At 67.7% G+C, this 13,850-nt stretch carries 8 protein-coding genes; 5 read left to right on the forward strand and 3 right to left on the reverse strand.

Translation table 11 applies throughout. The features are described from left to right. Positions 1-23 precede the first annotated feature (23 nt). The gene (locus IBX22_RS34570) at positions 24-1,067 is read left to right on the forward strand and encodes an AraC family transcriptional regulator (protein WP_194820020.1); all 1,044 of its coding nucleotides are present in this window, start codon (positions 24-26) and stop codon (positions 1,065-1,067) included. A 12-nt stretch (positions 1,068-1,079) separates the two neighbouring features. Here the strand turns inward: IBX22_RS34570 and IBX22_RS34575 are convergent, their stop codons facing one another. Then, positions 1,080-3,110 carry an alkyl/aryl-sulfatase gene (locus tag IBX22_RS34575; RefSeq protein ID WP_194820021.1) on the reverse strand — a complete coding sequence of 677 codons (2,031 nt, stop codon included), beginning with the start codon at positions 3,108-3,110 and terminating at the stop codon, positions 1,080-1,082. Positions 3,111-3,302: 192 nt separating this feature from the next. Here IBX22_RS34575 and IBX22_RS34580 point away from each other — a divergent pair, with 192 nt between their 5' ends. The 4 genes from IBX22_RS34580 (at position 3,303) to IBX22_RS34595 (ending at position 7,615) form a co-directional block, all read left to right on the forward strand. Further along, positions 3,303-4,196: a metal-dependent hydrolase gene (locus IBX22_RS34580; RefSeq protein WP_194820022.1), complete on the forward strand. Its 894-nt coding sequence runs from the start codon at positions 3,303-3,305 to the stop codon at positions 4,194-4,196. Next, positions 4,196-5,245 carry a PDR/VanB family oxidoreductase gene (locus IBX22_RS34585; protein ID WP_194820023.1) on the forward strand — a complete coding sequence of 350 codons (1,050 nt, stop codon included), beginning with the start codon at positions 4,196-4,198 and terminating at the stop codon, positions 5,243-5,245. The genes IBX22_RS34580 and IBX22_RS34585 overlap by 1 nt, the downstream gene beginning before the upstream one ends. A gap of 70 nt (positions 5,246-5,315) precedes the next feature. Further along, on the forward strand, positions 5,316-6,749 hold the full coding sequence (locus IBX22_RS34590; protein ID WP_309234913.1) for an NAD(P)/FAD-dependent oxidoreductase: 1,434 nt from the start codon (positions 5,316-5,318) through the stop codon (positions 6,747-6,749). Beyond that, positions 6,746-7,615 (forward strand): short-chain dehydrogenase/reductase, encoded by an 870-nt coding sequence (locus IBX22_RS34595; RefSeq protein WP_194820025.1) that lies wholly within the window; start codon positions 6,746-6,748, stop codon positions 7,613-7,615. Before IBX22_RS34590 ends, IBX22_RS34595 begins: the two co-directional genes overlap by 4 nt. Positions 7,616-7,619: 4 nt before the next feature. Here the strand turns inward: IBX22_RS34595 and IBX22_RS34600 are convergent, their stop codons facing one another. Next, positions 7,620-8,210: a TetR/AcrR family transcriptional regulator gene (locus IBX22_RS34600; protein WP_194820026.1), complete on the reverse strand. Its 591-nt coding sequence runs from the start codon at positions 8,208-8,210 to the stop codon at positions 7,620-7,622. A 137-nt stretch (positions 8,211-8,347) separates the two neighbouring features. Further along, positions 8,348-13,810 carry a carboxyl transferase domain-containing protein gene (locus IBX22_RS34605; RefSeq protein WP_194820027.1) on the reverse strand — a complete coding sequence of 1,821 codons (5,463 nt, stop codon included), beginning with the start codon at positions 13,808-13,810 and terminating at the stop codon, positions 8,348-8,350. Between the last annotated feature and the right edge of the window lie 40 nt (positions 13,811-13,850).

The raw sequence follows: 13,850 nt of genomic DNA on the forward strand, positions 1-13,850 counted from the left end.
CGCATTTTTGATATTTTTGGCCAGTGGATACCGCAGGTGCGAAGCAGCGCACAAACGTGCTGATCGGCATGCGCGCGCCGACGAGCGCCCTATTGGTCACGCGACTGGCCGCCGAGCAAGGCTTGGCCGAATCGGACTGTTTGCGTGGCACCGGCCTCGTCGGCACGGATCTGCGCAAGCCGGGCGCGCTGGTGACCGGCGCGCAGGAGATCGCGATCATCACGAATGTGCTGCGCGCCCTGCCCGACAGTCCCGGCCTCGGCTTGGCCGCCGGTCTGCGCTACCACGCCACCGTGCACGGCATGTGGGGTTACGCGCTCATCGCCAGCCAGTCCATTCGCGATGCGATCGATATCGGCCTGCGGTTTCTGGAACTGTCGTATTCCTTCTGCGATATCACCGCAGAGGAGACCGGCGACGAGATCGCGCTGGTGATCCAGCCCGCGGTGACCGATCCGGTAGTGGCCCGATTCGTCGCCGAACGCGATATCAACGTCATCGCGACCCTGCTCCGCGATATCGCCGGACCGGCCCACCGGTTGAGCGCGGTGCGGCTGCCCTACCCCGAGCCCGCGCCCGACGCCGTCCAGCGCATCAACGAAGCCCTCTCCTTCGCACCGCAGTACGACTGCGACCACTACGCGACCGTTTTCGACAAGAGCATCGTCGACGACCCGCTGCCCCAAGCCGACCCGTACACCGCCGAACTCGCCACCCAGCAGTGCCGCGAACTCGCCGCCCAGCGCCGCGCCCTCACCGGCACCGCGGGACGAGTCCGCGACCTGCTCTTCAGGCAGACGCGCGGCCCGCTGACCGAATCGGAAGTCGCAGCCGCGCTGCATCTTTCGGGCCGCACCCTGCGCCGCCAGCTGGCCGCCGAAGGCCACTCCTACCGCTCGCTCCTCGACGAGGTACGCCACACCCTGGCCTGCGAGTTGCTCACTGGCACCGACCTGCCGACGGCGGCCATCGCCGACCGCCTCGGCTACACCGAGGCCGCCAGCTTCACCCGCGCCTTCCAACGCTGGTCCGGCACCACACCCTTGCGCTGGCGCAAAGCCCAATAGCGCGTCGCCCCGCTACGGCGTGACGATGGCGAAGTTGGGGTCGGGTTTGTCGACGACGCCCTTGATCTGGGCCAGCACCGACGGGTTGCCGCCGACTTTCAGCGCGCCGGATTGCACTGCCGCGGCCGGGTCCTGGCCGCCCATGAGCATTCCGATGAGCTCCGGCCGGGTCAGGGTGAAGGTGGCGTCCGGGGCGGGTGCGCCGTCGTCGGGGGTGCGGTCCCAGTGCACGAGTACGCCGTTGCGGAGTTCGGCTCGGTGCGTGCGGTTCTCGTCGGTGAAGGTCCAGTCGGTGGTGAGGTGCAGGTCCCAGGCTTTGGGCCCGTTGATCTGCAAGGCCAGCGCGTCGAAGACCTGCTCGACGGTCAACCCGTCGAGCATGCTGGGTGACGGCGGGCTGGTCGGGGTGCCGAACGACCCGTTGCGCAATTCGTAGGCGCCGCTGAGGTAGAAGTTGCGCCAGGTGCCGGCCTCGGCGCCGTAGCCGAGCTGCTCGAAGGTGCTGGCCTGCAACATCTTCGCGCGATCATTGCCGGGGTCGGCGAAGATCAGATAGTTCAGGATCTGGGTGGCCCAGCGGTAGTCACCGTCGTCGTAGGCGCGTTGCGCCTTGCTCAGCGCCTCACGCGCCCCGCCCATGGCGGCCACGTGCCGCTTGGCGGACTCGACCGGCGGGTGTTCCCACAGATGCGCCGGGTTACCGTCGAACCAGCCCATATAGCGCTGATAGACAGCCTTCACGTTGTGGCTGACGGTCCCGTAGTAGCCGTGGGTATTCCATTGCTTCACCAACGCCGGTGGCATCTGCATCATTTCGGCGATCTCGCTGCCGACGTAACCCTGATTGAGCATGCGGAGGGTCTGATCGTTGAGGTAGCCGAACATATCCCGTTGCGAGGACAGGAAATTCACGATGTTGTCGGTGCCCCACGTCGGCCAGTGGTGCGAGGCGAACGCGACATCGGATTTCCCGGCGAACATGTTGATCGCTTCGGTGAGATATTTCGCCCACTCGTGCGGATCCCGTACCAGCGCGCCGCGCAGGGTAAGCACGTTGTGCATGGTGTGGGTGGCGTTCTCGGCGATGCACATCGCGCGGTGCTCGGGGAAATAGAAGTTCATTTCGGCGGGCGCTTCGGTGCCGGGTGTCATCTGGAAGACGATCCGCACTCCGTCGAGTACTTCTTCCTGGCCGGTGGTGGCGATATCGCGGGTCGGCGGAATCAGGGTGGTGACCCCGGTGGAGGTCGTCTGACCGAGACCTGCGCCGACCTGCCCCTTCTCGCCGCGCGGCAGGGCGGCGCCGTACATATATGCCGAACGCCGCGCCATCGCCGTACCGGCGTAGATGTTCTCCGACACCGCATGGTCCATGAATCCGGTCGGCGCCAGCACCGGAACACGGCCCGCCGCAACCTCTTCCGGCGTCGTCACGCCGTAGCCGCCGCCGAAGTGATCGACGTGGGAGTGGGTGTAGATCATGCCGGTCACCGGCCGATTGCCACGGTTGTCCCGGTACAGCTTCAGCGCCGCCGCCGCAGTCTCCTGAGAAATCAGCGGATCGATCACGATGATGCCGGTCGCGCCCTCGATGATCGTCATATTCGACAGATCCAGGCCACGCACTTGATAAATCCCGGGAACCACCTCGTACAGCCCCTGTTTGACCACCAATTGGGACTGCCGCCATAGGCTCGGATGCACCGAATTCGGGCAGGTGCCGCGAATGAACGAGTAGGAATCGTTGTCCCACACCACTTTACCGTTGGCGTCTTTGACGACATCGGGTTCCAGCGCAGCCACGAAACCCCGGTCGGTGTCGGCGAAATCCCGGGTGTCGTCGAAAGGCAACGTCTTGGCGAGCTGCTGTTGCTGGTCGACGATGTGATCGCTGGGCTCGACCTGATCCTTCGTCGATTCCTGGGTCGCCGGAGTCGATTCGCAGCCGGTCACCGTCGATGCCACGCCGGTCGCCAGCAGGGCGGCCGCCCCGGCCCCGATTACCCCGCGCCGGGAAAAATTCCCGCCATTGTTGCCGTCCATCGCCCGCACTCCCTGCCTCGAACCGGTTGAAGCCCTGACAAAGCCGCACTAACTGGAATTGGAATTCGCGCTGGTCATCCTATGGGCGCGAGGCGTCCGCCGCGGGGAGGCCGCTCCGCAACAAGATCGATTACCGAGAGCAGATCGCTCTGCAACATTGCCATACTGTTTGTTGCTCTGTACATTCGCTCTATGGCTGCGACTGCCGGCGCGACGAGGCGCCCCTACCGCGAGGAAGCGCACGCGATCCATGCTCGCGACGTCCACTTCGACTTCGAATCCGTTCCGATGCACTACATCCCAGGCGAGGTGCTCGCGACGCACATCGTCAACGTGATGCACCTGGTCTTGCCGGAAGGCGAGCGCGCGATGGCCCAGTGCCTCGCCGAGGCGTTGCCCCTGATCGACGACGAGCGACTACGGGAAGAGGTCCAGGGCTTCATCGGCCAGGAATCCATGCACGCCACCAGCCACGAGGGCGCGCGCGAGCATCTGGCGTCGATCGGGCTGGACGTGGATTCCTACGTGTCGACGATCGCCTGGCTGGTCGACCGCATCCTCGGCGACCACGGCCTCACGGGCCGGGCCCGCCAGGAATGGCTCAAGGAACGGCTCGGATTGTTCGCCGGGATGGAGCATTTCACCGCGGTGATCGGCGAATGGCTGCTCAACGCCGACATTCTCGAAGAACGCGGCATGCATCCGGCGATGCTGGATCTGGTGCGCTGGCACGGCGCGGAGGAGGTCGAGCACCGCAGCGTGGTGTTCGACGCGTTCATGCACGTGGACGGCAGTTACGCGCGCCGGGCGCGCACCGCCGTGCTGGCCACCGCGACGCTGCTGCCGCTGTTCATCGTCTCGACGGCGCACCTGTACCGCCGCGACCCCTCGCCGGACAAGGGTCGCTACTGGGCCATGCAGTTCCTCAGCGCCACCCGGCGCGGCGTAATCCCCAGTTGGACCACCTTCTTCACCGAGATGCCCCGCTATCTGCGGCGCGGCTTCCACCCGTCACAGCTCGGGCCGATGGACAAGGCGCTGCGCTATCTCGCGCACTCCCCCGCCGCGCGGGCGGCCGGGCACTGATGGAAACCGCAACGGCAGCACAGCCATTCGTTCCCTCCCGCGGCCTGCGGATGCTGGGGACGGTGATGGACGCGTACAAACAGATCTTCGTCGCAGGTTCCGCCGCGCCGCTGCTGTCACCACCGGATCCGCTGCGCCGCAACGGCTTCGACCTGACCCTTGTGGTCGACCGGATCGTCGCCGAAGCCGTCGATGTCCTGTCCTTCACACTGCGCGCCGCCGACGGGACAGCGCTGCCCGCGTGGCGACCAGGCGCGCACCTGGATGTCTTCCTGCCCTCGGGAATGCAGCGCCAATACTCGCTCTGTGGCGACCCTGGCGAGCTGACCAGTTATCGGATTGCGGTGCGGCGCATCGCAAACGGTGGGGACGGGTCGATCGAGATGCATCGCCTGCGCGCGGGTGACCCGCTGCGGGTGCGTGGTCCACGCAATGCTTTCACCTTCGTCGAGGCGCCGTCGTATCTGTTCATCGCGGGCGGTATCGGCATCACCCCGATCCTGCCGATGGTCCGGGCGGCCGGGTCTCGCGGCCGCCTGATCTACTTCGGCAGGTCGCGAGCGACGATGCCGTTCCTGAACGAACTGCCCCGGGCGGAGATTCGGGCCGACGACGAAGTCGGGGTCCCGGATGTGGCCGAGTTGATCGCACGCGCCGAACCCGGTGCGGCCGTGTACGTCTGCGGTCCCCCGCCCGTTCTGGCCGCCGCGGAGCAGACCATGTTCGCGATCAATCCGACAGGTTCACTGCATACCGAACGGTTCTCCGAACCACCCGTGACCGACGGCCGCGAGTTCGAGGTCCGGCTGGCCCGCACCGGCCGAACGCTGCGGGTCGGCGCCGGGGAAACCGCGCTCACCGCCATCCAGCGCGCGATCCCGGATGTCGTGTACTCCTGCCGCCAGGGTTTCTGCGGCACCTGCAAAACCCGCGTTCTCGCCGGAACCGTCGACCACCGCGACCGGACCTTGCTCCAGGCCGACCGCGGCGACCACATGCTCACCTGTGTCTCCCGCGCGGCGGACGACGCACTGGTCCTGGACCTGTAGCCCATCGAAAGGGACGAAAACGTCCATGGCACAAAGCTCTAAGCACGCATCCACGCGCTCGCCTCGCATCGTGATCGTCGGCGCCGGCTTCGGCGGTATCGGCCTGGCAATCAAGCTGCGGCAGGCCGGATTCGACGATCTCGTCATCTTGGAGCGGGCCGGCGACCTCGGCGGCACCTGGCAGGCCAACACCTATCCGGGCTGCGCCTGCGATGTGCCGTCCCAGCTCTACAGCTACTCCTTCGCGCCGAACCCGAACTGGTCACGCAAGTACGGCAGGCAGTCCGAGATCCTCGAGTACATCCGCGCGGTGGCGACGAAACACGATGTGCTGCAACATATCCAGTTCAACACCGAGCTGCTGGAGGCACGGTGGGACGACGCGGCGGCGCAGTGGCGGATCATCACCTCCCAGGGCGACGTCACCGCCGATTTCCTGATCTCGGCGACCGGTTTGTTCGCGGAGGCCAAATACCCGTCCGTGCCCGGCCTGGACACCTTCGAGGGCAAGACCTTCCACTCCCTGCACTGGGATCACGACTACGACCTCACCGGCAAGCGCGTCGCGGTTATCGGCACCGGAGCGTCAGCGGTGCAGTTCGTGCCCGAAATCCAGCCCGAGGTAGCCGAACTCGTGCTGTTCCAGCGGTCCGCACCCTGGATCGTGCCCCGCATGGATCGGCGCACTCTCGGCCTGGAACGCCTGCTGCTGCGTCAGCTGCCGTTGGTGGGCAAGGCGATTCGAGGCGGCTGGTTCACCGCGATCGAGGGCTTCGGCCTGGTCGGGTTCGTGGACAAACGCTTCCGGCACCCCTATGAGCTGCTCGGGCGGCTGCAATTGTTGCGCCAGGTCCGAGATCCGGAGCTGCGGCGGACCCTGACCCCCGATTACATGATCGGCTGCAAGCGCGCCATCTTCTCCGACTCTTATCTGCCCGCCCTCGACCAGCCCAATGTCGAGGTGGTGACCGACGGCATCGCCGAAGTGCGGCCGCACTCGATCGTCCTGCGTGACGGCAGCGAACGGCCCATCGACGCCATCATCTTCGGCACCGGATTCACCGCCACCCCCAGCGCTTTCGAACGATTCATCAGCCGGGACGGTCTGTCGATGGCCGAGCTCTACCGCAAACAGCCGCAGAGCTACCTCGGCGCCACCCTCGCCGGATTCCCCAACTTCTTCTGCACGCTCGGGCCGTTCGGCGCCGCGGGCAACCAGTCCGCCATCTTCATGATCGAATCGCAGATCGCCTACATCGTGGACGCCCTGACCACCGTGCGGACCCGGGGCGTCCGCCGTGTCGAAGTGAAACCGCAAGTCCAGCAAGCTTTTCTGGACGAAATGGACCAGCGCAGCGCGGCCACGGTCTGGGTCACCGGCGGCTGCACCGGCTACTACCAAACCCCCGACGGCCGCAATGCCGGGCTCTATCCCAACTGGAGCTTCCAATATCGGCAGCGCACCAGCCGATTCGATATCGACTCCTACGAGGTGAACGCATGATCGACATCGGGCCACTACGCCGAATCACCGGTGCGCGCTACGACATCCGCGGCAAGACGGTGCTGATCACCGGAGCGGGCCAGGGCATCGGCAGCGCCCTCGCCGGCGTCCTGCATCAGCGCGGCGCTGCGCTCGCCCTGGTCGATATCGACGAAACCCGCGCTCGCACAGTCGCTTCCGAGCTCGGTGACCGCACCTTGCCGATCGGCGCCGACGTCACCGACCGGGACGCCATGACCGCGGCGATCGCCCGCACGGCCGAGCACTTCGGCCGCCTCGACGTCGTGGTCGCCAACGCCGGGGTCGTGCCGAAACCGGCCACCCTGCGCACCATGGACGCCCGCAGCTTCGATCACGTCCTCGGCGTCAACCTCACCGGCGTCTTCAATACCGTCCACCCGGCGCTGGACCACATCGTCAGCGCGCGTGGACATGTCGTCGTCGTTTCATCGTGCGCCGCCTTCGCGCCGGGCATGGGCGGCTCCCCCTACATGATCAGCAAGGCCGGGGTCGAACAACTCGGCCGGGCCCTGCGCGTGGAACTCGCCCCGCACCGGGCGACCGCGGGCATCTCCTATTTCGGCATCGTCGACACGGAAATGACCCACGCCACCCTCGATCGCGACGACCTCGGCCGCGCCATCGACAACCTGCTGCCCTGGCCGCTGAACGTCCGCATCACCGCGGCCGAGGCCGCCCGCGTCATCGCCGACGGCATCGGCCGCCGCGCCGCCCGCACCATCGCCCCCGCCGGGTGGGAACCCTACGCGCTACTGCGCGGCATCATCAATATCGCGCTGGATCATCAGCTGACCCGCGACCCGCGCGTAGCCCGGCTGATCCGTGTTTTGGAGAACGCGGCCTGACGTTTCAGCCGGCGACGATCGGCAGCAGGTAGGTCCGAGCGAAATCGGCCATCTCCGAATCGGATTCGAAGCGCACCGTGATGTCCGGCAGCAGGATGAAGGAGTGCACCACCCGGCAGGCGACCTCCATACGCGTCATGACATCCGGGATCTCGGGCAGTAACCCGAGTTCGGTGGCCTGCTGCGCCGCCGCCGCGGCGGCCGCGACCGACAGGGTGAACGCGGTCGAGCCCTCGGTGGTGAGGCTCGCGATCACCCGCTCCGGTTCCAGGGTCATCATGCGCTGCGCCAGTGCGTGCTGACGCCAGCGCGACAGCACGGTGACGAACATGTCGGCCACCAGGTCGGCGGCGTTGTCGTGCCGACCGGGGAGTTTCGCCAGTTCCGCGAGCACCGCGCCGACCTCGCGACTCACTACGGCCTGCACCAGGTCGTCGCGCGACCCGACCCGGCGATAGATCGTCACCCGATCTACCCCGGCCCGGCGCGCGACATCCTCGATGGTCGTCTTCTTGAACCCCACCAGCTCGAACTGCACGAGCGCCGCGTCCAGGATCCGCGATTCGATGCTGTCTTCGGCATCCTTCGGGGTCACAGGGGGTTTCGACGCAGCGGGCACCTGGCCGACACTAGCAAACCAGCCAGCTTCTGCAACACTCACCACCCATTTGTTGCTTATACGCCGATCCGCACCCACGAATGGGCGCGGATCGGCAGACAGGGCGTGAGTTTCTAGCTCGGCAGACCCGCTTCGATGGCCTCGATGATGCGCGGGCGGAGCTCGTCGGCGCGGATGACCGCGTCGACCGAACCGACCTCGACGGCACGGCGAATGTCGTGCACCTTGTCGAATTCCGCCGCCACATTGGCGATCTTCTCCGCACGGACCGAGGACCGGAGCTCACCGAGCTCGGCCGTCAGCGCCGCCCGGTCGGTGCCCGACGCGCTCGAGGCGCGGGTCTCCAGCTCCCGCACGCGCGCGTCGGCCGCGGTCCGCGTGTTGACCTCACCGGCGAACACCACCGCGGCGGCCGGAGCGCCACCGAGCACCGAAGCGAACGAGCCGTCCACCGCGAGCACCGTCATGTTCGGGTTCAGCTTGTTCGAGAACACCACGAACGCGCCGCCGTGATACCGCGAGATCACGCAGAACACGATGGGGCCCTGGAAGTTCACGACCGCGCGGCCGATCTCGGCGCCGTACTCCAGCTGCAGCTTCCGCAGCGACTCCGGCGAACCGTCGAAGCCCGACAGGTTCGCCAGCACGACGAGCGGACGATTTCCGCTGGCCGCGTTGATGGCTCGCGCCGTCTTCTTCGACGACCGCGGGAACAGGGTGCCCGCGGTGTAGGTGTCCGGGCCGTCGGTGGACGGGAAGCCCCGGCGCGGGATCCCGCGGGACTCGATGCCCAACAGGCAGACCGGGATGCCGCCGAGATGCGCGTCCAGCACCACGGACGTCTCGGCGTCGGCCATGCCCGCCCAGCGTTCCAGGACCGGGTGGTCCTGGTCGGCCACCGCGCGCATCACGGTGCGAATATCGAAGGCCTTCTTGCGATCCGGATTGGCGGTGGCGGAGAAGATCTCGCCGACGGTGCTGAAGTCGCTGCCCGCGAGCTCGTGCGGGAAGCTCGAGACATCGCGATCGACCGGGTCGCTGGTCTCGGACCGGCGCGGACCGGCCTCGCCAGGTGCGACGTAGGTGTGGTCGTAGTGCGCCATCAGCACGTCGCGCGCGGCGGGCAGGCTCGGCGCCCAGTACTGCGCCTCACCGTTCGGGCCCATCACGCGGTCGTAGCCGCCGATACCGAAGTTGTCCTCCGCCGAGACGCCGCCGGAGAAGTCCAGCGCCTGCTTGCCGGTGAGCACCATCGCGGAATCCGGGGTCATCACCAGGATGCCCTTGGTGTGCATGAGCATCGTGGCCTCGGCGTTCCAGTACGGCTGCGCGCCGACGTTGATGCCGGCGACCACGATGTTGATCTCACCGCCGTCCTGGGTGAACTCGACGATTCGCTTCAGCGCGGCCGCCACCCAGTCCATATTCTCGGTGCCGGACTCCATGGAGATCCGGGCGCCGGAGGACAGCGCGTACCACTCCACCGGCACCTGCATCCGCTCGGCCAGGTCCAGCGCGGCGATCACGCGGCGGCACTCCGGTTCCGACAGCGCGCCGAGCGATTTCGTCGGGTCGCCGAGCAGCGCCACCCGGGTGACACCCTCGGGATACCGCTCGGTCTTCGTCGAGACCACACCCGTGACGATCGCCGCGGTGTTGCGTCCCCGGGGCCGGTCGACCGGCACCAGCGTATGGCTGGCATCGAGGTCGTACTCGGCGAATTCGCCCAGCAGGCCGGTCAATTCGTACGGGTACACGGTGTTGCGGCTGCTGGCCCGCAGCACCTTCTGCCGGTATTCGTCGATCGGCTCGACCACGTCGTCGGTCGGCTCGCCGACGGTCACCTCGGTACCGCCGTGCGAGTCGAAGGAGATGCGCAGCGCGACCTTGGTCAGCTCGCCCGTCTCCTGATCGCGCTCGCGTGCGATGAGCAGGATCTCCTCCAGCCCGGCGCCCGCGGTCGTCGGCAGCACGTGCCCGCCGATGATCGACTGCAGCTCCGCGCGGGTGACATCGACCGGCGGCCAGATGTACATCACGATCCGGTTGGTGTTGAACCGCTTGGCCGAGGGCCGCCGCGACTGCGCCCGGCGGATGGAATCCAGGCAGGTGGCGATGGTGATCTCGGCGGTCGGCAACGCACGCAGGTTGCCGTCCTGGTCGCGCAGCGTGGCCAGGTCACGGACCTGGGCGAAGGCGATCAGGCGGTCGTCGCCCGGGTTGTCCTTCGCGACGCAGCGGTACAGGTACACCTCTTCGTCGTCGGAGGACGGCAGGCGGGTGAGGTCGAACTTGCGCAACCGCTCCATCTGCATCCGCTGCGCGATGTAGGGATGCAAGCCGCGGATCAGCCGCTCCTCGGCCATGCCGGTGGCGGACGGACGGAAGGTGACATGGTGGTGCATGACCGCACCGCCGCTGCCCGCGACCGTGGCGGTGATCCGGTGCACCTGATTCGGCAGCGGATGCGCGCCGATGGCCTCCTGCAAGGCAGCCGCCATCGCGTCGAAATCGTCGGGCTGGTCCTCCCAGCTCAGGTAGATGTCGACGTCCACTGACGCTGCGCTGCTGGCCAATTCGCTGAGTCCGCGCAGGGTGGCGCCCAAGGCGTCGTAGCGCACCGCGGCCGACACCAGGCTCAGGCCCTCGCGTTCGGCGATCACGAAGGTGCAGCCGTCGGCCTGCTGGGTGCGCAGGCCGGTGAGGCCCTTGTTGCCGTAGTACCGGCGGGTCAGCACCTCCAGCATGACCGTGTTGTCCTGGCTGCCGCGCTCGAGGCGCTGGCCGAGCAGCCGCACCAGCGGCTCGGTGCTGCGGACCATGTCGGCGACCCGGTCGGCGCGATCGGCCGAGTCCGGATGCGCGTCCAGGTAGGTCAGGTGCTTACGGACGTTGGTATAGACCCGGGCCCGGTTGCGCCGCAACAGCGGACGGCCGTACCAGGCGTAGACCACGCCGCGCGCAAGATCGGCGATCACCGGGAAGCGCACCTGCGTCGCGGCCATCAAGCGCTCCAGCGCCAGACCGACCGGGTCACGCAGCACACCGTCCGGGACCGGCTCCTGCAGCCATTCGCGCAACAGCGTCGTGATGACGGGAACCGTCTCCGCAAGACGTTGCTGGGCCAGGAAGACCCGGAACACCGCGGCTTCCAGCTCAGGAGAACGATCCAGCTCGGCGATGCCGTAGTGGCCCAGCGCCTTGGCGAGCTTGTCCTGGAACGACTCCGGCAGTCCGGCCCGCTCCACGTCCAGGCTCTGCAGGTAGGTGTGGAAGAACTCGCGGGCGCTGTGCACGTGCCCCTGGCTGTCCTCGCCGAACACCCGGCTGTGGCTCAGGTCGGCGAGATCGGCGAACACGTCGACGAGTTCGAGTTCCTCGGCCAGCGGGCGGCGGCCCTCCTGGATCGCCGTGCGGCGGGCGACGAGGTAATCGTCGAGCACCCGGCGTTCGTCGTGCGGGTCGACGTCGAAGCCCAGCAGCAGGCTGCGCAGGTTCTCCTGGCCGCGGGTGGTGCGCTCCTGCTCGATCTGCGCGGGCCCGTCGGGCAGGTCCAATTCGACGGTGCCGACGGCGGTTTCGTCCTCGGCCTCGTCGTCATCGGCAATCGGCTCCAGCCGCAGCAGCGGGGCACCGGTCTCGACCTGGGTGCCGACGGAGACGGTGCATTCCTTGAGCCGCGCCTTGAACGGCGCGCGCAGCACCGTTTCCATCTTCATGCTCTCCAGCACCAGAACCGGTGCGCCCGCCTCGACCTCGTCGCCGACCGCCAGCGGGGTGGCGACGACCAGCGCGGGAGCGGGCGAGCGAACGACACCGCCCTCGTCGCGGCTGACCCGATGCGTCACGCCGTTGACATCGACCAGGTGGATGGTGCCGTGCGTGCCGGTGACCAGGCGGTACCGGATGCCGTTGACCACGATCTGGCCGGTGAACTTGTCGACCCGCTCCAGATCGACGTCGGCCGTGCGCATTTCGGCGCCCGCCTCGATGCCGATGCGGAACCGGTGCGCGCCGATGCGGGCGACGCGCACCCGATAGGTGACGCCGCGCAGCTTCAGGTCGAGCGGCCGGCCGCTGTCGTGCTGCACCTGGGGGCGACCGCCGGAGGCGGTGGACAGCAGGCGCTGCTGCTCGAGCCGTTCGTCTTCCTCGTAGGCCTCGATGGCGGCAGCGGCTAGCGCGACGGCCGAATGCCGATGCGAGACCAGCCGGCCCTCGCCACGGACCCGATCGATCCAGCCGGTGTCGGCGCTGCCGTCGATCACCTCGGGCTGGTTCAGCAGGTCGAGCACGAAACTCTTGTTGGTGGCGCCGCCCTCGATGATCACGCGGGTCTGCGCCATCGCCCGGCGCAGCCGGCCCAGGGCCTGCTCCCGGTTCTGGCCGTAGGCAATGATCTTGGCGATCATCGAATCGAAATCGGCGGGGATGGTGTCGCCCTCGCTGACGCCGGTGTCGACGCGGATGCCGGGTCCGGCAGGCAGATCCAGTCGCTGGATGCGGCCCGGCGCGGGCGCGAAGTCCCGATCGGGGTCTTCAGCGTTCAGGCGCGCCTCGATGGCGTGCCCACGTTCGGCGGGCGGCTCACCCTCCAAGCGGCCACCGGAGGCCACGTGCAGCTGCGCGCGCACGAGGTCGAAATCGGTGGTGACCTCGGTGATCGGATGTTCGACCTGCAAACGGGTGTTGACCTCGAGGAAGGCGAACAGCTTGTCCCCGGGGTGGTAGAGGAATTCGACGGTCGCCGCGCCGCGGTAACCGACCGCGATCGCGAGCCGCTCGGCCGAAGTCTTGAGCTCGGCGACCTGCTCTGGGCCCAGCACCGGCGAGGAGGACTCCTCGATGACCTTCTGGTTGCGCCGCTGCACCGAGCAGTCGCGGACGCCGAGCGCCCACGCGGTGCCCTGACCGTCGGCGATCACCTGCACCTCGACGTGCCGCGCGCCGGTGACCAGGCGTTCCAGGAACACCACGCCACTGCCGAACGCACGCACCGCCTCCTGGCGGGTGCGCTCGTAGGCATCGACGAGGTCGCCTTCGTTCGTGACGACCCGGATGCCGCGGCCACCGCCACCGGCGGTCGCCTTCAGCATCAGCGGGTAACCGATCTCGGTGGCGGCGGCGAGCGCGGCCTCCACGGTCTCGACCGCGCCGCGGCTCCACGGCGCGACGGGCACGCCGACCTCCTCGGCGATCAGCTTCGCGCCGATCTTGTCGCCGAGTTTGCGCATCGCCTCCGGGCTGGGGCCGATGAAGGTGACGCCGATCTGGTCGCACAGTTCCGCGAACGCGGGATCCTCCGCGACGAAACCCCAACCGACCCACGCGGCTTCGGCGCCGGTCGCGACCAGCGCTTTCTCCAGCGCTTTGAGGTCCAGATACGGGCGCGCCGAGGCTGGGCCGAGGTCGTAGGCGTGATCGGCCTCGCGCACGAATGTCGCGGTCCGATCGACATCGGTGTAGAGGGCGATGGTTTCGATCGACCGCCCAGTCTCCGCGGCGAGATCCCGCACGGCATGGATGAGCCGCATAGCGGCTTCACCCCTGTTGACGATGGCGATGCGGTTGAACACTCGCCGGCTCCTTCCGTCCATTGGCTTAGATTGCCCCTAG

Origin of the sequence: Nocardia sp. XZ_19_385, assembly GCF_015355755.1 — a bacterium.
Lineage (GTDB): Bacteria > Actinomycetota > Actinomycetes > Mycobacteriales > Mycobacteriaceae > Nocardia.